Below are 25808 nucleotides of genomic sequence, written 5' to 3'. Positions count from 1 at the left end.
TCATGGAAAAAGCACAGCAGGGGGCACGACAGCCGCCGAAATTATCGCTTGTCAGTGCCAGCGACATAGCGGCACGGATAAAAATAGATCGAGCAGAAATCGAACGAAAGGTTAAAGCGCTGGAAAATAAGCGCGAACCTTACCAAAAGCGCTGGAAAGCCATCAGGGACTATCAATTGCCATATATCGGTCAATTCGACAATCTCGATGATGAATCCAATGCAGCGGATAGAAAAGACATAAAGATTTACGAAGGATGTGCCTGGGAATCCAATCAGATATTCGCATCCGGCGTAATGTCCGGACTTACTCCACCAAGCCGCAAATGGTTCCGTCTGAACTTTTCAGACGAGGAACTATCAGATAACAGCGACCTTGGTAAGCTGCTGGACCAGCGTATCGACATTGTCAACGACGTTCTGGAGAAATCGAACTTCTACACGGCCGTGCATAGCTGCTATTTGGAATTGGCATTTGGTCAAGCACCGCTGGGGATATTCCCGGATTCAAGATATGGTGTGCATTTCGTTCCGTACACAGTAGGCTCGTATATGATGGAAAACGGCCCAGACGGAAGCATACAGACCTTTGCACGCCGGTACCGAATGAGTGCACGGCAACTCGTTGACAAGTTCGGCGAGCAAAACGTACCGTTCAATATTCGACAGGAACTTGAAAACGGTCCTGGATTCAAACAGGACCATAAAGTTATCTGGTACGTCGAACCAAACCGTCATGGAATCCCGGGACAGCTGGGAAGCTACAACCTGCCATATCTATCGGTCTACTACGTGGAAGGCTCAGACAAAGAGGAATTCCTCTATGTGGGCGGCTTCTATGAGTGGCCGGTTCCGGTAGCAAGATACCTTGTCTGCGGTTCCGATTCTTATGGCAAGGGCCCGGGATGGTTTGCCGAAGGTGACAGCAAATCCCTGCAACTTATGCAGAAAGACTTGCTGACGATGGTTGAATTATCCGTTAAGCCGCCAATGGGAGCGGCCGCCAACCAAGGCGTCAAAGGGATTAATCTAGTCCCAGGCGGGAAAACATTCATGCAGTCGCCAGATTCGGTCAAACCACTATTCCAGGTGGGAGGCAACCTGCAGCACTTGCAGGAAGCAATCGTGAATATACAGGCAAGAATCAAGCGAAGCTATTCTGCCGATTTATTTATGATGCTTGACCAAATGGAAGACAAAACCATGACGGCACGTGAGGTGCTCGAACGCAATCAAGAAAAGATGACGCAGCTGGGCCCGGTTGTCCAGCGGATGCAGTTTGAATTTCTGGGGCGGATTATCGAGCGAGTCTATAACATTCTGGACCGGTCACGGGTATTCCCCGAACCAGATGATCCAGAACTTATGGAAACACTGGCAAATCAGGAAATCAAAATCGAATACATCAGCCCACTTGCGCAGGCACAAAAAATGTCGGGCCTTGTCAATATTGAGCAGGCGATAGGCTTTATTGCCCAGTCCGCACAATTCAATCCAGGCATATTGGATAAAGTCAATTGGAACGAAGCGGTTAACAGATACTTCGAACTCGTTGGAGCTCCGGCGGCAATCAAACTTTCGGATGACGAATTCAACGAAATTCAGGCACGCAAACAACAGCAAGCGCAAGAACAACAGCAGTTAATGCAGGCACAGCAACTAGCACAGACAGCAGCACCAGCGGCACAAGCCGCTAAAAATGCTACTGAGGCAGCACGTGATGGGAACCCTGCGTTAACGGCAATGATGGGAATGGATGATTTAGGCTATGGAGGATAAAAGCCAATGTACATGACACCGGCAGAAAAAGCTGCGGAACGAGCAGAACGTAAAATGATGCAGAAGGATCGTGAAGGACTGGAATACATCCTGTCTGATGAAAAAGGACGTTGGTTCCTGATGCGGCTATTCGAACGATGTCATCTGTTAGCCAGTACGTGGCCAGATGCAGATCACACCAATCGAATGATACTGCATGAAGGTGAGCGTCGCGTGGCGTTGCAGGTGGAGCAATCCATAATCGATATTGGTGGACTATCACTCAAACAAAAAGCCGAGAAAGAATATTATGAATGGATGAAAAGCCAGCAGAATCTCATTGATGCGGCAGAAACCGAACGAAAGGAATGATGATGATGAAAGAATTGAACTGGAAATTTGACCTGCAGATTTTCGCCGAGGACGTAGCTGGTGCAGAAAACAGCACAGAAACCGAAAATGAGACTGGCAGTGAATCGCCGGAAACTGGTGCAGAAAACAACAATCAGGCGCCGGCGGGAACAACAATCTTGGGTGGTGCTGGGATCCAGCAGAGCAAAGACGGCGAAGAAGGAAAAGAAACGGGTACGCCAAATGCCAATCAGCCAAACGTGCCGGATGCCTATGATTTTAAATCGATTGAAATTCCGGAAGGAATGGAATACGACGAAGAATCGGCTAAAGCCTTTGGCGAAGTAGCCCGTAAAGCGGGACTCTCTCAGGAACAGGCGGCAAGCATCGCCAGCTATGGTATGCAGTATTTACAGCATGGTGTTGATATGGCCATGCAGCAGATTACCGCCACACAGCAGCAGTGGGGCGAAGCGGCAAAAAAAGAACTGGGAGCACAGTTTGACGCAACCGTAGCTAAAGCAGCTATTGGAATTGATGCGCTGGAAACGAAAGTGCCTGGCTTGCGGGCGGTACTGAATGAAACCGGTGCAGGAAACCGCATTGAAATGATTCGAATGATGGCGGCCGTGGGCGAGCTCGTCGGAGAAGATCGCGGCGTATCTGGTGGTACGGCAGCAGGCCATAAGACCGCATATCCGAATACGAATTTTGATTTGTACAAATAAGGAGGAATGAAACATGTCTCTTGTAGGCGCAGATGCATTGACACTTAGTGATTTCAGAAAACGAGTAGGGCCGGATGATCGAATCGATTACATTATCGAGGCGCTCATCAACAGCAATCCGATTATGGATGACATCACCTGGAAGGAAGGTAATTTGCTGACCGGCAACAAAACCACGGTCCGCACGAGCCGTCCGACGCCATCCATCCGTCGAATCAACCGAGGCGTAAAACACAGCAAGAGCACGACGGAGCAGGTAACGGATACCTGCATCATCCTGGAAGACCGCTCCCAGGTAGATATCGAGGCAATCGCCTTGGCGTCGGATAAGGAGGCTTTCCGTCGCAGTGAAGACGCGGCATTTGTGGCAGGCTTCACGGATTCGGTCGCTGACAACATGTTCTACGGCGATACGGCTGCAGATCCGGACACGTTCAACGGACTTGCTGTACGCTATGACAAATATGGCGGTACGGACAAAACGAAACCGTCGTATCAGGTTGTTGCCGGCGGTACAGCCAACGTAGGCGCTCATAACACGTCGTGCTACTTCGTGGGCTGGGGTACGCATGCGACGACAGGCATTTATCCTAAGAACACGGTAGCAGGTCTTAAACAGCGCGATTTAGGCGAAATGACGGTAAAGGATGCAGACGGCCTGGATTATCAGGCACTCGTTACTTTGTTCAACTGGAAAGTTGGTCTGGCCGTGCAGGATATCCGTGCTAACGCAGTCGTCACCAATATCGATACGACGGCATTGCCTTCCACGGCAGCAGCAAAGCTGGCACTCATCGAGAAGTTCGTTAAGGCGAAGAACCGTATCCGCAACTTGCAGGCACGTGACAAGAAGGTCGTTCTTTACGTATCGGATGATATGTATGACTGGTTCGAGTCGTATCTGCTGGACAAGAACAACGTTCATGTCACCCGTCAGGAACTCATGAACGATGTTCCACGCATCTACTTCTCGGGCATTGAAATCAAAAAATGTGATGCAATCTCGAACGCGGAAATGCCACGTTCGCAGGCGTAAAGAAAGGAGGAAGAAAAATGATTTTTGATGGCGAAAACATGTTTTTCAACAAACAGGCATTGTCGGCGGCAGATATTACATCGGACGTCGTTAAAGTTGGCGTAGGGGAATCCTATGAACCCATGAAACTTTTTCTGGGCGTGGATAAAGATGCTGGCGAAGGCACGGCATCCACCGTCCTGCAGACAGCTGCAGATGCCGCCTTCACGACGCCCAAGACGCTGGGAACGTATACGCAGGTGCCACTTTCGACACCTGTTCCGCGTGGAAACCTTGGTTATCTGCGATTGGTGGTTACGTCGACGTATGCAACTGGTAAAATGACGGCCGGTCTCGTACTTGACGACGACATCCCGGTAAGAGGATAAAACCCTATAAATAATCCCCGTACAATAATCTTGGAGAGCAGGACGATAATCCCCCGTCCTGCCCTTCAAAAAAGGCCGAAGTGAATAATGCTTCGGTCTTTTTTGAAGGGAGGAATAACCATGAATGTAACCGATATTTGTAATTTAGCCTTGTCGTATATCTCAAAAGAGCGGATTAACAGCTTGAATGATAATTCTGAGGAAGCGAAGGAATGTAAAATCCACTATGACCATTGCCGCCGGCGGCTCCTGCTGGCCTATTCCTTTGGCTTTGCCAAGAGTATTCACAAGCTGGCAGAACTGGAACCGGAACGCTACAAAATCCCTGGGTGGAGTCACTTATATGCATACCCGGAAAGCACCTTGACAGTTCATTATGTCTATGATGAGGAACATGCAGGAAACAAAGAAGATTGTCGCATGGAATATGAAATCATCATGAATGGTGAATTTGATCGAGTCATTGCAACAAATGTCGAGAATGCCTATGCAGAGTGTATCCATGACGTAAAGGAACCGGATATCTTCTCAGAAGAATTCATAGATGCGCTGGCCCACATGCTGGCAGCTTCCATTGCGTTTCCATTGACAGGCAGCGCGAACATCCAACAGACCCAGCTGCAGCTGGCACAAATGGCACTAGAGGCGGCAGAATATCAGTCAGCAATCGAGCGGGAACGCAGAACGAAGTTCCCACGGAAATATGCAGAGAGCCGTTTTAGATAAGGAGGAGGAAATGGAACCAAATGTATATTATGCCATACAGCCGGCGTTCACGGGCGGCGAAGTGTCGCAGGACGTAGCAAGCCGTGTCGATTTGGATAAGTATCAGCTGTCGCTATTGCAGGCGGAAAATGCAATCATACGACCATATGGTGCTGTTCGGAAACGTCCAGGAAGCATATACTGCGGCACCACGAAAAATAATGGTTATGCAATTCTGCAGCGGTTTGAATTCTCATCCGAACTCGATTACATGCTGGAATTTGGAGCAGGATATCTTCGGATCTGGCGTGATGGCCAGTACATTGGCGTAGATTTGCAAACGCCATATCAGATAGATGATCTAGAAAAATTGCGGTTCGTGCAGTCCGTTGATGTCATGTATATATGCTCCGGTAAATATCCTGTAAAAAAGTTATCGCGATATGCGGAACAGAATTGGACATTTACCGATATTGATTGGACGCGGGCAGCCTATGGCGATATCAATATGAATGAAAATCTCACAATAACCCCATCAGCCACGACGGGAACAATTACCTTGATTGCATCGGATGACGTGTTCACCGACAACAATATTGGTGACAGTATAAAAATCGAGCAATATGTAGCAGGAAAGAGTGTAGCAATTAACGCCAGTCAGACAACGACCAGTACCAGCATTCAAGTTGGGAAAACATGGAAGGTAATTTCACACGGAACCTGGACGGGAACCTTGGAGGTGCAGGTCTCATACGATGGAGGCAGCACATGGAAAATGTTACGCTCCTATACCAGCAATGGAGACTACAATCCAACAGAATCTGGTGATGTAGAAGATTATGCGGATATGCGACTGTCCGTGACAATCACGTCTGGAACGATTAAGGCGGACTTATCGGCATATCCATACAATCATACTGGATATGCCGACATAACGGCTGTATCAGGCGCTAGGGAAGCGACAGCCAATGTTTCGAAAATGCTTGGCGATACATCAGCAACAAGTAACTGGTACTTATCCGCATGGTCGGCGGCAAATGGCTATCCCAATACAGTGACCTTCTTCCAAGATCGTTTAGTTTTTGGGGGCAGCAGAAAATATCCCCAACGCGTATGGATGAGCAAAACAGGTGATTATGAAAACTTTGAAGTGGTCAAGGAAAGCGGAAGCATAACGGATGATTCGGCTGTGACAATAGACCTCTTGAGCCAGAAAGCATGCACAATCAACCACTTGGATGTCGGCAATGATTTGATAGTAATGACGGAAGGGAACCTATGGACCATTGCAGGAAGCGAAACCGTAACTCCCACGAATATAACACCTCGGCAGCAGGAAAATTATGGAACGAATAATGTTATCCCAGTACGTGTGGGAAGCCGCGTCGTATATGTCCAGCGGCGTGGCTCGATTATTCGTGATACTGGATACCATTACGATACTGATTCCTACGTTGGCCAAGATTTAACCATATTGGCAAAGCATTTGATCAAGGGTCGGACGATAAAAGATGCGGCCTATGCGCAGGAACCGGACTCAATGATTTATTTCGTGACCAGCGACGGGCAACTGATATGCTTGACCTATGTGCCGGAGCAGAAAGTATATGGCTGGTCACATTTTGTCACGGATGGGGAATATACCGACGTTTGTGCAATAGCCAGCGGAAATAACGATGTTATCTATGCCGTGGTGAAACGGACTATAGATGGATCAACAAAGTATTACATCGAGCAGTTCGATAAAGATAAAAGCGAAAGCGTCAGCCAGCAGGACTACTGTATGATGGATGCGGCAACCATCATAAATGGAAATACCGCATTGAGTACGGTAACAGGCCTGTCCTATTTGGAAGGAAAAGAAGTATTCGTTATTGGTGATGGATATCTATTTGATACGCTTACGGTACAAAATGGAGCTTTGACGCTGCCACAAGCGGCAAAACGTATTGTCATAGGCTTGCCGTATACCGAAATACTAGAGCAGCCTAATTGGGACGCTGGCAATACACCAAGTGGAACCGTTCAAGGACGCAAAAAGCAGGTCACGACAGCTATCCTCAGATTATCGAATTCGTTTGGCGGGAAGATTGGCCGAGATGCAAATCATCTAAACGAGATAATCTATGACAGCAGCCGATTGGAATTAGGCGAAGACGTCCTTTGTAGCGGAGATATTAAAGCGTCCTTGGGGCGTGGCGGCTTTGATGCAAATGGAAGAACATTCATTGTCCATGACACGCCGTATCCCTTTAGCGTGTCAGCAATTATTAGGGAGGTGACGTTTGGTGGCTAAAAAGTACCTTATCCATAAATTGACCGATTCAGGCGAACAAAAAGCGACAGCAAGAGAGTTATTTGAGCTTATGCGTGCTGAGGACAGGCGAGAAGTTGCGGCCTGCGCGTCGGATATCTACGCAGAGATTGTGGATGACATAGAAACAAGTGACGAATGCTGGGCGGGCTTTGATAAAAAGACACGGGCGCTTATCGCCGTGTGGGGAATATGCAAGATGCCAAATCGGCGTGGGCGGTTGATTTGGTGCCTGGGGACATATCAGATTAAACATTTTTGGGTCGCGTTCGCCAGCGAATCGCGAAAAATCGTTCGACGCTGGGCACGACGTTATGGATGCCTATACAATGCCGTTGGGGCGTTTAATACCGATTCTATCCGGTGGCTGCAATGGTGCGGAGCAGAATTCGATAAGGAAGTTATGATCGGCGGAGAAAAATTTCTACCGTTCAGAATAGAAGGAGGAAGAAAAGATGTGTAGCATAGTAGCAGGCTTGACGGCGCTGGCGGGCGGCATGCAGTATAAGGCACAGCAGGATGCTGCCAGTGCGCAGGCAGCAATGTATAGACAGCAGGCGGCAACTGCGGAACAAAATGCGAAACTCGAGAATCGGCGGCAGGAAGAAATCGCAGATCAGTATGCAGATAGCCAACGTAGATTGCGTGCGCAGCAGCGCCTGGCAGAGGGGGCACAGCGGGCGGCGGCAGGAAGCGCAGGATTGGATTTCACCGGATCCATGTCAGATTTGTTGTCTAGTGCAAATGAACAGGCAATGAATGACCAGATTACACTTCTTACGAACCAGCGAAATGACAACTATAATAGCCGGCTGACACAATCGAACTGGCTAAATCAAGCATCAGCAGCACGAACAGCGGCGTCGAATGTTACCGCTAATGCCAGGTCGCAAGGGTTGGCCACAATCCTTGGTACGGCCGCCAGCGTATATGGAGCCCTGCAACCATGGAAAGCGGCTGGCGGTGCGGCAAAAGCAGGAAGGGCAACAAACAGTTCTGCGGTATTCAATAATTGGTCACAGGCAAATAAACTTGGTTATGGTGTAACACCGAGACAATACGGTTTCAATAGCTTTGCACCACGAGCGACAGGAATAAACACGAAAATCATATTCTAAGGAGGTGCGGCAGTGAAATTTTCAGGATATCAGGAAAGCGTACAACGTAATGCTGGAAACGCTCCAACTATTGGTACGACACGAGACCTCATGGCGTTTGGTGGAAAAGGAGAATCCGCTAACGCGTGGAGTAATGCCTATTCGCAAATGAATAAAGTGGCGACGAAGATTCAGGATGATATGGATGAAATGGATTTGACCGAAGCCAAGAACAAAGTAATGACCAGCCTTACGGATCAGCTTTATGGAGAAAATGGAATCTTTACGACGGGTGTCGGGGCAAATGCCAGAGGGATGACAGCACGAACGACGGATGCCATCAAAAAGACCATGGAAGAAGTAGGAAAAGGCTATAACAATCGTGTGCGGTATGCCTTGCGAATCGGAATGAAAGAGAACATGGACAACTTTCAGCGGACTGCTGCTGGCCGTGAGCAAAAAGAATATCTGCAGTATACCGATACGTTGGAACAGAGCAATTTGAACGGTTATCGAGAACGAATGACCGACGGCTATAAAAGCGATGAGACGGTATCGCTCTATTTGAATAATGCAATGCAGGACTTGGCAAAACGTGGACAGCGCCTGGGATGGAGCCCGGAACAGTTAAATGATGAGCGCAGGGCGTATGTATCCGGCTCGGTCTTGTCAATGGTTAGCACCGCGCTAGTAGATGATAATCCGGACCGTGGATTTTTTCTGCTGAAATCGCTTGGGAAAGATATGACCATGAGTGACTGGAATAAAGCCCGGACGGCAATTCGGAACGACATCGAGAATCGCGATATGGGAGAGTTGGTCAGCACAATCTTGAAAAACTGTACCGATGAGAATGGACATATCGATTGGGCGAAGGTAGACGTAGAGCGGAGAAAATACTTTGGCAGGAATGCAGCCCCGCCGGCATCTGTTTCTCAGGGGAATGGAGAAAATGGTGGAGCGACGACAGATACAGTAGATCCAAATCATTTATTCAATACAGAGGGGAAAGCTGATACTCGGTACATCAATACGGGCCGTGAATTAGACGCAGAAGTTCAAAAAGCCGCGCAAAAGTACAATGTACCAACGGCTTTGATTCATGCCGTGATTGAACAGGAGTCGGGCTATGATGGCAGTGCTGTATCCTCGGCAGGTGCTAAAGGGCTGATGCAACTTATGCCTGATACTGCTGCAGAACTCGGCGTAACGGATCCATTCGATTATCGGCAGAATATCGATGGCGGAGTGAAATATTTGCGTCAGTGCCTTGACAATAACAACGGGGATATCCATCAGGCATTGGCCGCTTATAACGGCGGGGAAGGGTATAAGAACTACTCGGAGCCACAACAGTATGCAAATGAAGTATGGGATCGCGTACAACGCATGGCTGGGACCAATCCAATTCAGAAGAAAGAAACAGGAAAGCCAGCTGAACCGGAGGGACAGCCTGCTCCCAAAATGGGACAAGGAGACATTAAAACAGAACAGAGCAGTCAACAATTGGGACAGTCAGCTTTGGAAACGGGACAACAGAAAACGGGAAATCGTATGGTTGCGGATAAACCGTATAATTTGCAGTCTACGCCAGCACAAACAATCTCCAATGATATCATTCCCGGGAGCATATCACCAACCGTACAGCTGGGGACCGGCGATAGTCGAGAGGATTATCAACGTGGATTCCGTTATGGCAGTAATCCACGCTTGGACAAAATGCTGCAGCAACGGTTGGATGAACGTTATCAGGAACAAATGAAGAACGAACAGATGATGGTGCAGGAACTTGGGGACCAAATGAAAGCAGCAGGTTCACGAAGTGGAGCAGAACAGCTACTGGAAAATATCAAAGGAACGTTATCTGCTCGTGGTTATATATCGGCCCAGGGGATGCTCAACAGCTTGTATCCTATCCGCGTGTCCATGGGGGGCGGCGGTGGCGGCGGCTATCGTGGTGGCGGCGGCTATCGTGGCGGCGGTGGAAGCCGTGGCGGCGGCGAAAATCGCATCGACTACAACAATAAAGCTGTGGTAGGAGCAATGACAGATATCCTCGAAGCGGCTGATGGCGATCAGTACCAGATGCAGCTGGCTATCAATGTACGAATCCCAGAAATGTTAAAACGGGCGTTTCCGGATATTGATGAAGATGGAATCGATTTGTACCGTGAACATATTGACGAATACTATTGGAATGTTGCTCGCGGTATTGAAGACTAAGGAGGTTATTATATGCCAATCGAACGTCCAAACAGAGATGCATTAAAAGATTATACAAGTCAGGCGATAGAAGAAACGGAAAGTCAGCTGGCAGAAGACCGTGCAGAATTAGCTGAGCAGGAAGCACAAGCGAATATGTCGACGCTTGACCGCGTGTGGAATTGGGGAGCAAATACCGTATCCGATATTGCTGGTGCGATTGCTGATAACTGGAGGGCAGGACAGGAATATTTGCGTCAGCAGCAGCAGTATATTCCTGATTCACCAGAAGAGGCAATGGAACAGCAGGACGCAATCGAACAGGGAGATGTGTCGTCGATTACGGCGCAGGATGATGACACGGATTTACAGCAGTCAATCCAAAATTACCAGGAAAGCGACTGGCGGATGGCAGCAAGTCCATTTGGGGAGACGGCACGTGAACTTGTTAATGCCTATGCAGACAGCGATGAAGACGGCTATGTTCGGCGTTGGGCTCGTGGCCTGCAAAATAGCGAAGTAAATTTTAAATACTTTGCTTATGATGAAGATAAATTGAACACCGCGCGAAAAGTACAGGAGATGACGGGGATTTCTGCAGATGCTTTGCTGACAGATTCGAAGACCTGGAAACAAGGTATGGAAGTATACCGCTATGCACAGGACGTCCAGAAAGCGGGCGGCAGTATGGAAAATGTATGGCAGGAATACCCGGAACTTCGCGACGTCGCCAACATGAATACAAATGAAGCGGCAATCGCATTACATAACATCGAATCTGTTCGGTCGACTCACTCCATCGTTGAAGCATTTACTCATTTCCAGCAGATCGGCAATATGCAGACGGAACTGGGAAACCTTCGCTATAAAATCATGAATGGTGAAGCTTCCGAAAATGACGTGGCACGTGCCAAGGATTTGGAACAAATGCTGCAGAAAGAAAAAATCGAACTACCGTCGTTTTGGGATGCGCCGGGACAAGTTATCGCTGGCATGATGGCCCAGACTATGCCATTGCTCTATAAGTCGGCCATGGAGGCAGCCGGAGAATCGGCAGCATTCACAGAAGCGTCCATCGGTGCTGGCGCAGGTGTTGGTTCAGTCGTCCCGGGTGTTGGCACTGCTGGTGGCGCTGCCGTTGGGGGAGCTGTAGGTCTGACCTTTGGCGCTGGCCGATTTGTTGCAAATGTTCTTCGTGCAATTGAATCTGGCGGCAAAGTGGCCAATGTGGCCCGTACCTATGGTGGGCGGCTGATGATTAATGGTTCGTCGGCTATGCACATGGGAGCACTGGGAGCAAAATTCGGTATGTTCGAAGGAATGTATCGTCCAACAACTGGCGACTATTACGATGAATATAGCAACTTGCGCGGCAAGAATGGTATAGCGTTGTTCACAAAAGAGGAAGCCAAGAAAAACGCAATCCTTGCAGGCCTGGCCAACACGACGTTGGAGATGGGAAACTATGGCTTAATCACGAAATCTTTTACTAAAGCACCGCATGCGTCAAAAGTATTCTCGGATATCATTGAGAATACAGGGGCTCGTATGGAAGCGGACGAAGTGGCCAAAGCACTGGCACGGGATAAAGCGAAAGACTTTTTCAAAGTGGCGGCAACAGAATCCGGAGAAGAGGCGTTGCAGTCTATATCAGATGACCTAATCCATAACAAGCTGGCGTTTAAAGCGCAGGATGAAAACTTGAAATATAAAGATGCCTCGACCATTGCGACTAATGCGGCAGGGAACTTTGTTGAATCGTTGCCGGCATCATTAGGATTCGGCCTGCTTTCGGCTGGTGGTGGTTCAATCGTAGGGGGAGCCCGGGCAAACCGTGCCATGCGCAAACGTGCCAAGGTAGAAGCGGAATATGGAACGTCTGCGGTAAAGACAATCAACGGAACTTTGATGTATGAACAGCTGCAAAATGCAGTCAAAGATGGCAAGATGCGTGAGACGGCACCAGACGTTCAGCAGAAAGTGTTGAAAGCTCAGCTGGCAGGAACAGACTTTCAAAACGTTTATATCGATACCGAAATGGCACTGAAAAAAGAAAATGGTTTGGAAGACCTTCGTGCGGCAGCTAAGGCGGGCGGCTATACCGACGAAGAACTGCAGACAGCAATCGACGAAAAAGGCCACATCATGGTTCCTGGTGAAAAATTCGCGCAGGCCGAATCCAGCTCAGAACTTTTGGATGCGGTATCTTTTGATGAACATGCGGACAGTATGGCACGCATGCGCCAGAGTGCAAAAGAAACGCTGGAGACTGTCAAGAAAATCGAAAAAGAAAGCATCGAAAAACAGATGTCGCTGATGGATGCCGTGGTCAATGAATATTTCCCCAAAGGGAAAGCATCGCCAGATCAGATTGATATGGCTAGAGCGGCTATCTTCCGCAATCCAGCAAACCCTGCCCAGGGATGGGCTGCCCTCTACAAAGAAAGTCGTCAGCAGCTCGATGCAATCTTAGCGCCGGCAATGGCAACGCTCAATGAAGGAATGGGCCAGGGCGGAAAGCTTATGGAAGTTGACGACGAGCAAGGCAATAAAAAAACGGTACGTTTCACAGAAAACGCGCCGTGGTATAGAAGTTTCTATGCCGCCTATAAACGTAAACCCAATAAGCAGGAATTAGAAGATATGGCCATAGCTATGACCATTGGTGATGAATCGGCCCCAAAGATCGAGGGCTGGATTCCAACGAGCGAAGAAGAGAAAAAAGCAATGGCCGAAGTGGCGCCGGAGATTCGTCGCCTGCAGAACAATATGGAATCCCTCAATAGCGTAAAGGATAAAATGAAAACCATGACAGGGTCCGAAATGAGCATGATTGAGGGGTTCACCAAAGAGCAGTTCCATGTATATCGGGATTTGGTCGAACGCCTAAAAGCACATGGGGGAATCACGGAAAAGGCCGCGCGGATTGATGCCGTGATTTTTGCGCGCCATGCAGGACTCTATGCCAAGGTAATGTCAGAGAATACTGGAAAGAAATATACGGCCCAGGATTATTATGAACAGCGTTTTGGCTTGGATTTTACAGGAAATCCACAATATACGGGAGAAGCCGCGTCAAGATTCAATGAACTTGCACCAGGTATTGATATTGATAAAACGGTAAAAGTTTTAAATATCAAGGAACTATCCCCAGAGTTATTAGGGAAAAGCAACAAGGAAGTATTGGAATATATCAAGACAGTAGCTGATAAGGCCTCGGTACCAACAGCAGATTTTAAGGCAACGATCGGTATACCCGAAAATAGTGATCCCTACGGTCAGAAACATATCCTCTTTGGAAAGTCTGCAGTGAATAAATCAAACAGGAATGCAGCAAAACTTGTTGTCTCTAACCTGAAAGAAATTGCTGAACATGCAATAGTAATCGAAGTTACAAAAAATAAAAAAGATAAAAAACTAACTGGACTAAAGGGGGCAAAAAGGAAAACTCAAAATAGAAAAAATTCTGTCGATGAATACTATCGCATAATGCTTCCTGTCAAAATAAAGGATCAGATAAAAACGTTGGTATTGGTGGCAGAAAGTAGAAACGGTAAAGTAGCTTTAGATATTCCTGAAACTAAGCTTTATGAAGTATATTATGCAAAAAAAGAACACCGCCCTGCTGCTGTAGCAAACACCCAAGAAGGGGTAGCTATTAGTGCAGTCCAAGACGGTGCTCTATCTAAGCTAAGTATACGCGATATGCTTAGAGGTGTCAAGGATGATAACGGCAAACCGTATATTAACGATGATGGTTCTGGAAACTTTGCTGATGCCGAACGCTATAACCAGATGGCAGGCGTAAATGCCTATGGTGCAGCGAAAGGCTCATTGTTACGTGCAAAAAGCATGGATGCGAAAAAACAGTCTCCAGATAAAATCTTCGATAAGACCGGATGGCTGAAGGGTGCAGACGGTAAATGGCGATTTGAGATTCCAGACAATCTCGACAATATCCATTGGGATAGCTTAAAAACTAAGAAATCAAGTATGCTGTGGGAAGTCTATGATAATACACAGCTGTATGAAGCGTATCCATGGTTGTCGTACTATTCGGTTCAGCTGGTAGAGATGCAGGCTGGCGGGCGTGGACAAATTAGGTCAGGGAAAAACTCAATCATAGAAATCAATAAAAATCTCTCAAATGATGAAAGAGCTAAAACGCTTGTCCATGAAATCCAGCATATTATTCAAGTCCGGGAAGGTTTTGCCCAGGGCGGTTCACCAGAACATGTCCGGGATGAAATTCAAAATGAAATTGATTCAATCAACAAAAAGATAAACGAAATAAAGCGGCTGGAAAAAGAAAACAATTTGACTGGGACCATGAATCGCTATGTCGATGAATTAAAAGGTGCTATTCGAAAACTGGATTATGCATTAAAGAATAATCTTCCTGTCAATGATGTAGTCGAATCTGCAAAAGACAAGACCGAAAAACAGATTGAATCGATTAAACAGGAACTGGCTCAAATTCCATATAGTAGAGAATATGTAAAGGCCAACGACGAATTTTTAAAAGCGCTTGAAAATGGCATGGATGAAGAATTGGAAAAAGCATCCGATAAAGTCAATCACTATTCGGATCAGATGGCACCAGATTCGATAGATAAAATCATGGAACTGTCGACGGATTTGGAAAAACTGGAAAGCGACATGCAGCGGTACTTAGATTATTCTAGGTACTATAATTTAGCTGGCGAACAAGAAGCGAGGAACACTACGGATCGTGCAGTAGATATGACCCGAAAAGCACGCGCTAAAAGAAAAATGTCCCAGTCAGAACAGAATCTGAATAATGAAATCACAAAACTGACGCCGGAACAAAAAACGCAATTTGATGATTTTAAAAAACTAGATGATGGGGCCGATGATGACTTATCGGATGAAGAATTTAGCAGGTATGAAACATTAGGGAACAGTCTGCCAGAACGGTTAATCGATGCATATAACGAACACGAGTGGAACTCTTTGGACTATGAAAGGGAGGCAAGTGCTATTGCTATGCCGCGTCCTCATGATGAAAATGCAATCGTTGTATTCAATGGACAGGAAATGGCTATGGCCATGCCGCCACGACCGGCACAGGAAAATTTAGGTTTTACAAACTTCTACTCGGACGGAATGCGTATCGTATCCATTCTGGAAAATGCCAATGCATCGACGTTTGTCCATGAAATGGGCCATGTGTTCTTGGATGACTTGGAAACCTTAGCACAGTTTGATGAAACCTCTGCAAAAGAATTGGCAATTGTTAATGAGTGGGCGGAGTGGCGCAAGGGTGATGCGGAAAAATATCGGCCGACGAATCCCAAAGGGAAAAGCTGGTATAAAGAATTTAGCCGGCGGGAACAGGCTATCATTGACGCTGAGGCTGCAGGCGACCATGATGCAGCGGATAGGCTGAAACGAGAGTGGAAGCAAGAAAGGTTTGCTCGTGCCTTCGAATTGTATCTGCGTGATGGCCAAGCGCCGGCAAAAGGATTAAAAGCCGTCTTCCGCAAATTCAAATCCTTCCTGAAAGAGGTTTATATGGTATTTACCAGTGACGGCGCCCGCGCATCGGAACCGGTCAAACGCATCATGGACCGTATGATAGCTACGGAGGAAGAAATCAATCAGGCAGCTTTGGATGACCGCTATAAAGATATAACAAAAGCTGGCGGTGAAAAGCTGTTCGATGAAAACGGCAAAAAGACGTATGAGCGTTGGCTCGATGAGGCCGAAGAAACTGCTAAGGATAAACTTAGAAAGGTCGTCATGAAAGACCTGGAGGAAAAACGGCAGAAGGAATTCGAGGATCGTGTAGCAAGAGAAAAAGAAGTGAAACGGTCGGAACTTGAGAACATGCCGGTATATCTGGCAGAACGTGCTGTCATGAAAACTGGTGGAGATGAAGAGATCGTAAAAATCTGGTACAACTCGGTGGATGACTGGAAAAAAGAATTGGAAGCAACCAAGCCACTGGAAGAAGCGTTGGATGAGTACATCAATAACTATAAGGATGCATTGGATGAAGAATTAATCAATGCACATCTAACGGATGAAGAAATAGAAAAGGCTATGGAAGGCTCTGAGTACTATGAAAAGCTGGAAGCGCTGAAAGCAACCGAGATGGCCAAAAAACAAAGCTTGATTCGCCAAATCAACAGCAAATCGGAAAACGCTATGCGGTCAATTGAAGAAAAAATAATGGCGCTGCCGGATGATGTCGATATAAAAATGGACAGAAACAGTGCAGGGGTAAAAGCACTGATGGAGGAAATTAACAAATTACGCTTCTCGAATAAATGGGCCCCGAAAGATTATTACAAAATTGAGGCGATGATTAATGCTGTCAATAAAGATGAAGTAAAAAAAGCGTTAAAGGATTTCCGAGAGCAGGCGAAAGAATATAAGGCTAACGAAAAAGCTGTCATGGAGGCCAACGAAGGCAAGCTAAAAATGTACGCAGCACTTGCCAAAGAAAGCATTCGCAACAAGCCAATCCATGAAGCTTGTGACATTGGACGCTATCGCAGGGAAGCGAAAAAAGCGGCGAAACGCGTTCAACAGATGCTCCGGGCGGAGAACTTTGATATGGCCATGTCGGCCCAGCAACAGAAAGCCATGTTTGCGGCAGAGGCGTATGAAGCACAAAAAATGCGTGATAAGGTGGAAAAAATTGTCAAGAAGGTACAGCAGCAGGCTACGGCGAAAACCGTCAAAATTCCTCAGTCGGAAAGATATTGGCTGAAACATTTGGCGTATGAATTAGGATTCACGCAAAAGGACGCGCCGAAACCAGCCGGCTATGACACTATCACGCCGGAAGAAATAATGAATCCGTCTTATCTGGCTGAAATGCTGATGGATATGCAGGAGCGAAAAGAGATTGGTGATGCGGATGAATATTTGGCAGTCTTGAATATGATTATGCGGCGAGACGAAGAGTCGGGACAGGAAACTTTTAATGGCCGCAAATGGCAGCAATTGACCTATGATCAGCTGCGGGACGTGGCGGATACATTGACCGTACTCTATACCGTTGGCCGTGATAAAGGGAAATTGAAGATGATTCATGGTAAGGATTTCGATGATGTAATTGACGAAATCTTGACCGATAAGACTGGCGATAATACCAATATGCATACGGAACTGCACACGGTTCGTGATGATCGCGGCGGTTTAGCCTATAGCGATTGGCTGGCTAAAGTACCAGGGATTGGAAATAAGCTAGCAGAAACCGGGCAGGAATATATGGCCAGCTTGATTCGGCCGGAAGAAATAACGGTAGCATTGGGAGAGAAGGCACATAAATACATATACGGCTTATACGAACAGGCCGCCAACAAGGAAGGCACCATGAAGGCTAAGGAAGTGGCTGATCTAACTAAGATATTGGAGCCGTTCTCCCATAAAGAGAGGAGAGAGTGGAAAAAAGAAAAGATAAAATTAGTAAGTTCTACGGGAGAAGAACAGTTATTAACAAAAGAAGAAGTCATCTGCATGGGGCTGAACATGGGCAACAAAACCAATTTGCAACGTCTCATGGGCGGAATGAATCTACAGTACACCGATTTGATTGCATTCATGGAAGAAAATATGACAGAGAAAGACTGGACGCTCGTTCAAAATCTTTGGAACCATATCAATTCATTCTGGGATGCAACAGTAGCGGTAGAGGAACAGCTAAACGGTGTGTCGTTGCAGAAAGTTGAAGCTACGCCGTTTTCCATCAAGACTGCGGACGGTAAAACGGTAGAATTGACGGGAGGTGTAGTCGAGATTGAGGGTGGCTACTATCCGATTGCGTATAATACAAAAAAATCAAGCCGCTCACAGGACCAAGAAGCAGATTCAATCGCCAGATCGCAAATGTCTGCGCAGCAGCGTTTGGGCGTAAATCAAAGCTATAAAAAATCAAGGTCTGAAGTAGATATTAATCGGCCGTTATTGTTGAAATTTGATGTCATCAACAAACATATAACGGATGTCATTCACAATATCTGCTTCCGTGTTGCGGCGCGTGATGTCTATCGGCTGGTAACTGATCAGCGACTGGAAGAACACATGAACCAAACGATAGGCCGTGCATATCACAACGTGTTGAAAAATTGGGCGGCTGATGTTTGGGCCCAGGAAATTGGAGGGCAGAATGAAGCGCAGCATGTGGTTGATAAAGTATTCAATTATATGCAGCGAAATTCCGTAATGGCCATCATGGGCTATCGGTTATGGCCGGTAGTGGAAAATGTATCGAATATCGGCCCTGTCATGGATAAGCTTGGGGCAATTGGCGGAACTCAGGCTGTCTTAGAATTCTATGCGAATATGGAGAAGAACAAAGAGTTGGTATATAAGTCAACCTTTATGAAAAACCGTATTAATAATATGGACCGAGACATCAGTCAACAGCCAGGATTATTCCATGCAGACTCTAAAGTATTTGAGACCATCCGCAACCACGCCTATGATATGATGTTATTTTCTGACTTGGCCTTGTCAGCGCCTTTGTGGGTCAAGACCTATAAAGATTGTTTCGGCGACATGGTAAAAGAGGTAAAGGCAGAAAATGAAGCCAATATCAAAGCCATGGAAGATGCGCAGGCGAAAGTGGATTCTATCCGTGCCCAACAGCAGGAAGCAATCACGACAACGGCAGAAATAAACCAGCACATGCAGATTCGCAAGCATGGAACGCCGGAACAGATTGCCTACGAACGGAAAACATCCCCATTCGCAATCCACTCAGACGATGAACTGCGGGCTATGACGGCCGAGAATGCAGAAATTGCAAAGAACAAAGACCGTGAACTCTATGATGCAGAACATGAACTGAATAAGGCCATGGAACTGGATGTACTCACGGAGGACCGCATGCTTGAAGAAGCAGAACGGCGGGCTATTGCAAAGGCTGATGGAGCGGTACGCGATACGTTCGGCAGTGGCGAGACGAAAGACCTGTCATCGGTACAGCGTCAGCGCGGCGTATATCGATTGCTTACGACATTCTATAGTTTCTTTAATACTCAATTCAATGCGATTTGGAGGCAGTATCGTCACGGGAAATACGGAGAAAAAAACCTTAGCGCGTTTCAGCGCTGGGCTCCGTTTGCCAAAAGTATGATGTATCGAATTGTCATAATGTGTGTGATTGGGTCGACGTTAAAGTTCGCCCTCGGACAGGCTGGTAATGATGACAAAGATAAATATCGAACAATTATTGATCCTGTGACAGGGAAGGAAACGAAAATAGAAATTCCGGCAACGGAACGTTTCCTGAAAGTTTTGGGAAGCAATATGGTTGGCACGATGACGGGAGGATTTTTCGTTCTCCGCGATTTGTCCACCTTGATATCGAACCTTGTCTTTGATGGAACAGATTACGGTCGCGGAGTTAATCCGTTTGATGTTGCGTATCGCTCAATGAATGAATTTGTTAAAGCTGGAAAGCTTATGGCCAAGAAAGGCGAAAAGGACCTTGAGATTCAAGCTCAGCAGGAAAAACGCGAGCGTGAGTGGCAGGAGCGCCTGAAAAAACTAAGAGGGAAAAAGAGACAGGATGCGATTAAAAAACACGAAGAAGATGAAAAATATCGGCAGCCTCCTAAGCGGATATTATATAGCGATGTTGCACGTCATGCGGCCAATGGTGCGTCAAGCCTCACTGCTGGTTATACCGGTATAACCTCAACGATGGTTGATTCCATAACGTCTACAATGGAGTATCTCAATGATGAGGATATGCGTTATGATTCCACCTGGGGAAATATTATATGGTCAGCAATTTGGGATAAAAAGCCAGTTGAACGCGAAATCCCTAAACGGCCGCCAGCACCTCCAAAACCGAAGAAATCACAGCAAAGAAAGAGTAGTGAAAAATAATTTAGGTCGAACTATATTAGGGATTGGCAGTGATAAGATAATAGCATAAGCAAATAAAGAAAAGCCTCATGAGACGGCAGAAAAGCTGGACTTGTGAGGCTTTTTGAGTGAAGAAAGGGGGAAAGATATGATAAGTAATAGCGAAACCAAGGTAACGTATAACGGTAATGGTAGTACAACGGTATTTCCGTACACCTTTCCGCTGAATGATGCGGATGATATGCATGTTGCAATCTACGACAAAACAACGGAAGTATCTACAAAATTGACTAAAGATTATTATGTGGATACCAATGCTCATACCGTCCATTATCCAGGTTATGCACCAGGTCAGGCGCCGGCACTATCTCAGCAACCAGAAATATTGCCAAGTACAAAAACTATTACGTTATATCGAGAAACAGATGTGGATCAGTTGACAGACCTCGGCGATAAGTATCCATTACCATCAATTGAGATGGCGCTGGATAAGGTGACGATGATCTTGCAGGAGCTGACAGAACAGTTAAAACGGTCTGTCAAAGTGGCTGTAGGTGATCCGGAAACACCAGAAGAGCGCTATATGCAAATGCAGACGTATGTGTCAGAAACAGCGGCAAATAGCGCAGCATCATCGGCTAGTGCTGGTGCGGCCGCTGCGTCGGCTATAACAGCCTCTACCAAAGCAACAGAGGCCGCTACATCAGCAGCGCAAGCGGAAACATCGAAGAATACAACGGCTGGATATTTAGCGCAGGCAGTATCAGCGGCAAATAATGCAATCACAAAAGCGGCAGCTGCTAGAGAATCGGCAACAGCGGCAGCGTTGTCTGCATCGTCAGCACTATCCAGCCAAAACGCGGCGGCCGCGTCTGAGACGACGGCGGCAAACAGCGCAACATCGGCGGCGTCGAACCAAGTGACGGCGTCAAATGCGGCGGGGATTGCAGAAGCGGCGGCAAGCGCGGCAGAGGCGTCTGTCCAAACTGCCGAAAATGCCATGGCCACGACGGCCGAAAACGTGGCAGAATGCGAACGGATTGTAGGGACATTGGCAGCCTACGACGTGCCAGCCTGGAACGCTGCCACTGTATACAGCTATCCGGATGTAGTGGCGTATACTGACGGGCAGACCTATCGATGCATAGGCGGAAATGTACCGGCAGGAACGGCCCCTAGACATTCCACAGCCTGGGTCCCGCTGACGGTCCGCGGTGGGGACGATTTTTTCGAAATCGATATGGGCGGCAACATTCAGTCGCGCGAATATCCGACAATATCCGCGACGTTCGAACTCGATTCTGATGGCAACATAATGCCGCGTGCAACGGATGATGAATCCGTCGCTATCGCAAATACTGCCGCCGAAACGTACGCCAGCCAAGCCGCAACCTCGGCAACGAATGCCGCGAACAGCGCGATGGCCGCAGGGAACAGCCAGACGGCGGCGGCAAATAGTGCAAGTGCCGCTAACAACTCGGCAATTGCCGCAGCCGCATCAGCCGCAACAGCGACAGCCGCAGTGGAACTTGATGCAGACGGCAACGTCACATCGACAGATAATGGGGGATAAAAGGAGGAATAATCTTGGAACTCAAAGACACTTGCAAAATGATGGAAAGCAAGGACTTTAAAGAAAGATTTCGTGCAGAGTATTTTCAAGTAAAAATCCGTACTAAAAAACTGGAAGCAATGCTTGAAAAGTATAAAGTGGGAGTTTTGCAGTTCTGCCCTAACTGCTCGTATGAAATACTTTTCGAGCAGTTAGTTTACATGAAACAGTATCTTCGTACACTCGAAGAACGTGCAAAAATTGAAAATATCGGATTGGAGGAATAGTCATGGCAACAAGACCATACGTACCGCGCGCTGATGGCGAATCGTCAATTGGCGTAAAAGAAAAAAAATGGGGCAAAATCTTTGCATATGAGATTGACGAGGGAACGAGCCTGGGAAACAACAAAAGCCTTGGTTATCGTCAGCCTAGCACATCGTATACATTGGGCGTAGCATCGCACAACAGTGACCTACCTACAGGTATGTACCTTGAGTGCACCACGGCAGGAATCAGTGGCAGTGGCACGCTGACGATTAGCACACCGACAGTGGGCGGAATAGTGAGTGATGGAACGGTTACATGGACGGTGCGCAAGATGGAAAGCACCGAGTATCACTCACGGGTAATTTACGATAACGCGGCGGCTCATAACGGCATTTATCGCGGCGAAGATTTAACTGCATATTTCAACAGCGGCGAAATGTCGGCGGCAATCGCGGATGGTTCTTTCCGTAATATCTATCCCGGTGACTACATCATTAAATCTATCACGATTGACGGCACAACTTACAGTAACGTGAAATTCATCATCATGGATTTAGACTACCATTTGCATTGCGGTGATACTGAAACTACAGCACACCATGTAGCAATTATGCCAGAAGAACAACTAGGCACGGCGCAGATGAACAGCTCACATACTACGACAGGCGGCTATGTAGGTTCTGCGATGTGGACTACACATATTCCGAAAGTGGTCGCAGGATTTGAAGCGGCGTTTGGTGCGGCTCATATCTTGGAACATAGAGAGCTGCTTAGTAACGCTATAGACGCTAACGTGAAGTCGAATTCTTATGATGGTTGGAGCGGTGCGGCAAGTAACTGGGCATGGACAAGCGTTAAAGCTAATCTTGCGAATGAAAATATGGTCTATGGAGCACCAGTGCTTTCATCTTCGCTCTATGACACGGGGGAGTGCAATAGCCAGCTTGCGGCGTTCCGTCTTAATCACGGGCTTATCTGCTCTAAGCGGTATTGGTGGTGGTTGAGGTCTGTTGCCCGTTCTTCCGACTTCTGCCTTGTGGGCGACAACGGCAATGCGCACGGCACCGGCGCTGCTAACTCTAGCGGCGTTCGCCCGATTGCCCTGCTCCGTTAACCCTAGCCCGCACCCCCTCGTGGGGTGCGAGGCGTACCGAGAAAGGACTTTGAATGTCAGTATTAGCTAGAATGCGAAAACTATCGCAATATGAATTTTATGTAAATGCACTAAAGCTCAGAAAATCCATGCGGTTTTTACTGCTTCGTGATTTAGGCATAAAAGATAAAGTCCGTGAGGTTCACGAGTTCACCAAAGATATGAGCGAAGATGACCGCGTAGAATTTATCATACTTGCCAGCAAGTACAACATGGAGAAATTCAGCACCGAATACCCGCAGTGGGTGATTGAGAAACTCCGTAATGCGATATGGGAGCATTTAGACCAGATGATAGACCACATTACATACGCCTATTCCGTATGGCCGACAAGCAAGGCAGAATACGACCATAGGCGTGTGGAAATGGATAAAGCTATATCATCATGCGAGTGCCTAAAGAAAGACCTCGAAGGAGCTATTGACATTCTTCCTGTTAACGTTGAAAAGTATATCTCTTACGTTGAAAAAATCGACAAGGAGATAGCACTAATCAAGGGCTGGCGAAAAGCCGACAATAAACGATTCAAAGATTTGAAATGATGATAGGGTTGTCACTAAAGTCTGTTGCCAATTCTTCCAACTTCTGCAATGTGAACGACAACGGCAATGCGAACAACAACGACGCTGCGAACTCTAACGGCGTTCGCCCGCTTCTCACAAGACAATAAAAGGCTATACGCCGTTTGTCTTTAGCAGGGAATGAGTGGCAATCCTTCCAAGTGGTAAATGAGAGCCGTGACGAGACTATCTACGGATATTGTTTCTATAAGCGCGGCATTAGGTGAATAATGATTAATGCAGACCAATTGATAAAAGCCTATGGCAGATTACGCAAGGCTTCGGGCTGGAAAGCCAGTACACAACGGTTCGGGATAAATCTTCTGAGTGAGGTGACAGGCTTGTTGCATGATGTGAGGACAGAAGAATACAAACCGGGCAAGGGCAAATCTTTCATCCTCAATGAGCAGGGCAGACTTCGTCTGATACGAGCCTTAGAACCAAGGGATATGATACTGGAACACGCCTTATGTGATAATATCCTTAATCCTACGTTACAGCCTTATATCATCCACGATAACGGGGCAAGCATGGTAGGCAAAGGGATTAGCTTCACAAGGCGGCGGTTCGAACAGCATCTACACAAGTTTTACAGGCAGTACGGGCGAGACGGGTATATTCTCAAAATCGACTTTCGCAAATTCTTCGATAACATCAGACATGATGTGCTGTTGAAAGAATTTGCCGAGCATATACCGCAGGAAACCATAGAACTCTTGAAGCTTATCCTGCAAAACAACGCAGTCGATGTGACAGGCTTTGAAGATAAATACACTATGGATAATATCTACAATGCACTGGAACACTACACGGCAGGCGGCAAATTGGAAGGTAAAACAATCCTTCACAAGTCGCTGGCCATCGGTGCTCCAATCTCACAAATTGCAGGGATATACCTGCCACACAGGATTGATTCATGGTGCAAAACAGTCAAGGGCTGCAAGTTCTATCACGCATACATGGATGATAGGATCATCATTCACCACGATAAACAGTTTTTGCGGCAAATCTTAGCGGATATTATGCAAATCGCAGAAACTGTAGGTATTCATATCAATAGTCGCAAGACACAAATAATCAAGCTGACCCGACCATTTGTATTCCTAAAAACGCGCTATTTTCTAACGGACACAGGAAAACTCATCAAAAAGATTCCTAAAGACGTAGTCAAAAGACAACAGCGCAAAATGCGGAAAATGGCAAGGTTGGCCGCAGAAGGGCAAATAACCCTCAAAGAATTTCAGACACAGTATAAATCATGGCGCGGGGATAAAAAGCGTTACCATGCTTACCGCACGCTGCGCAGATTAGACTCAGAAGAAAGGAAGCTAGAAAAATGGATAAAAAGTACACACTCTACATAGACAACGTAAAGTTTGCAGAGGGCTTAACTATCAACGGCAGTAACTATGTCAGCAAAACCGAAGTTGACGTAAGCAATCTGCCTGCCATATTCAAATTCACGGCAAAGGATAGCGAGGGGAACACCACCGAAGAATTTGAACATGCTAAGCTCTTACAGCAGGTGCAGTACGCATGGGATGATAACAAGTTCTATCTTGCATTTGCACCTGTCAGCAAGCAGGAAATCGAGAACGATGAATTTCAGTCCAATTTGCATTATCTTGCAATGATGGCTGACCTTGAACTATAAAGGAGGGCTAACACCATGGAACACAGCAGACATTACGCAATGGTAAAAGGATTTTACGACATGAAACTGTGGAACATTAAAAAGGTATGGGATGCCGTAGGACGCTGGATTACTGCTGATGAATACAAGGAAATCACGGGTACCGATTATCCTGAGACTAGACCGGAATGAAAAAACTCATAGCAGTGTATGTACCTGAACAGCAAGAGCAG

Annotated in this window: 18 protein-coding genes; all 18 read left to right on the top strand. The window is 46.9% G+C overall.

What is annotated here, in order from left to right; genetic code table 11:
* The first annotated feature begins 2 nt into the window (after positions 1-2).
* Complete coding sequence (locus FZ040_RS02615; RefSeq protein ID WP_149170566.1) at positions 3-1778, top strand: portal protein; 1776 nt, start codon at positions 3-5, stop codon at positions 1776-1778.
* 6 nt (positions 1779-1784) lie between these two features.
* On the top strand, positions 1785-2129 hold the full coding sequence (locus FZ040_RS02610; protein WP_149170565.1) for a Bbp19 family protein: 345 nt from the start codon (positions 1785-1787) through the stop codon (positions 2127-2129).
* A 2-nt stretch (positions 2130-2131) separates the two neighbouring features.
* A complete protein-coding gene (locus FZ040_RS02605; RefSeq protein WP_149170564.1) occupies positions 2132-2836 on the top strand; it encodes a hypothetical protein in 705 nt (234 codons plus the stop codon).
* A 13-nt stretch (positions 2837-2849) separates the two neighbouring features.
* The gene (locus FZ040_RS02600) at positions 2850-3872 is read left to right on the top strand and encodes a major capsid protein (RefSeq protein ID WP_149170563.1); all 1023 of its coding nucleotides are present in this window, start codon (positions 2850-2852) and stop codon (positions 3870-3872) included.
* Positions 3873-3889: 17 nt separating this feature from the next.
* Positions 3890-4240 carry a hypothetical protein gene (locus FZ040_RS02595; protein WP_149170562.1) on the top strand — a complete coding sequence of 117 codons (351 nt, stop codon included), beginning with the start codon at positions 3890-3892 and terminating at the stop codon, positions 4238-4240.
* Between the two features lie 120 nt (positions 4241-4360).
* Positions 4361-4966 (top strand): phage connector family protein, encoded by a 606-nt coding sequence (locus tag FZ040_RS02590; RefSeq protein WP_149170561.1) that lies wholly within the window; start codon positions 4361-4363, stop codon positions 4964-4966.
* Positions 4967-4976: 10 nt separating this feature from the next.
* On the top strand, positions 4977-7241 hold the full coding sequence (locus tag FZ040_RS02585; RefSeq protein WP_149170560.1) for a phage tail protein: 2265 nt from the start codon (positions 4977-4979) through the stop codon (positions 7239-7241).
* On the top strand, positions 7231-7722 hold the full coding sequence (locus FZ040_RS02580) for a hypothetical protein (RefSeq protein ID WP_149170559.1): 492 nt from the start codon (positions 7231-7233) through the stop codon (positions 7720-7722). The genes FZ040_RS02585 and FZ040_RS02580 overlap by 11 nt, the downstream gene beginning before the upstream one ends.
* The gene (locus FZ040_RS02575; protein ID WP_149170558.1) at positions 7715-8377 is read left to right on the top strand and encodes a virion core protein, T7 gp14 family; all 663 of its coding nucleotides are present in this window, start codon (positions 7715-7717) and stop codon (positions 8375-8377) included. The genes FZ040_RS02580 and FZ040_RS02575 overlap by 8 nt, the downstream gene beginning before the upstream one ends.
* 12 nt (positions 8378-8389) lie before the next feature.
* Positions 8390-10579 carry a lytic transglycosylase domain-containing protein gene (locus tag FZ040_RS14185; protein WP_255448703.1) on the top strand — a complete coding sequence of 730 codons (2190 nt, stop codon included), beginning with the start codon at positions 8390-8392 and terminating at the stop codon, positions 10577-10579.
* A 12-nt stretch (positions 10580-10591) separates the two neighbouring features.
* Positions 10592-20428, top strand: a complete 9837-nt coding sequence (locus tag FZ040_RS02565) for an LPD23 domain-containing protein (RefSeq protein ID WP_149170557.1) — start codon at positions 10592-10594, stop codon at positions 20426-20428.
* A 406-nt stretch (positions 20429-20834) separates the two neighbouring features.
* On the top strand, positions 20835-21980 hold the full coding sequence (locus FZ040_RS02560; RefSeq protein WP_149170556.1) for a hypothetical protein: 1146 nt from the start codon (positions 20835-20837) through the stop codon (positions 21978-21980).
* 14 nt (positions 21981-21994) lie between these two features.
* A complete protein-coding gene (locus FZ040_RS02555; protein ID WP_222930931.1) occupies positions 21995-22246 on the top strand; it encodes a crAss001_48 related protein in 252 nt (83 codons plus the stop codon).
* A gap of 2 nt (positions 22247-22248) precedes the next feature.
* Complete coding sequence (locus FZ040_RS02550; protein ID WP_149170554.1) at positions 22249-23343, top strand: DUF6273 domain-containing protein; 1095 nt, start codon at positions 22249-22251, stop codon at positions 23341-23343.
* A 53-nt stretch (positions 23344-23396) separates the two neighbouring features.
* Positions 23397-23924 carry a hypothetical protein gene (locus FZ040_RS02545; RefSeq protein ID WP_149170553.1) on the top strand — a complete coding sequence of 176 codons (528 nt, stop codon included), beginning with the start codon at positions 23397-23399 and terminating at the stop codon, positions 23922-23924.
* 248 nt (positions 23925-24172) lie between these two features.
* Positions 24173-25306 (top strand): reverse transcriptase domain-containing protein, encoded by a 1134-nt coding sequence (locus FZ040_RS02540; protein ID WP_149170552.1) that lies wholly within the window; start codon positions 24173-24175, stop codon positions 25304-25306.
* Positions 25279-25596 (top strand): hypothetical protein, encoded by a 318-nt coding sequence (locus FZ040_RS02535; RefSeq protein ID WP_149170551.1) that lies wholly within the window; start codon positions 25279-25281, stop codon positions 25594-25596. The genes FZ040_RS02540 and FZ040_RS02535 overlap by 28 nt, the downstream gene beginning before the upstream one ends.
* A 15-nt stretch (positions 25597-25611) precedes the next feature.
* On the top strand, positions 25612-25767 hold the full coding sequence (locus tag FZ040_RS02530; RefSeq protein ID WP_149170550.1) for an XkdX family protein: 156 nt from the start codon (positions 25612-25614) through the stop codon (positions 25765-25767).
* The last annotated feature ends 41 nt before the right edge of the window (positions 25768-25808 follow it).

Source organism: Pseudoselenomonas ruminis, assembly GCF_008271295.1.
GTDB classification, from domain to species: Bacteria; Bacillota; Negativicutes; order Selenomonadales; family Selenomonadaceae; genus Selenomonas_A; species Selenomonas_A ruminis.
Note: the sequence above shows the minus strand (reverse complement) of the source record. Positions and strands in the feature narration are given on the sequence as shown.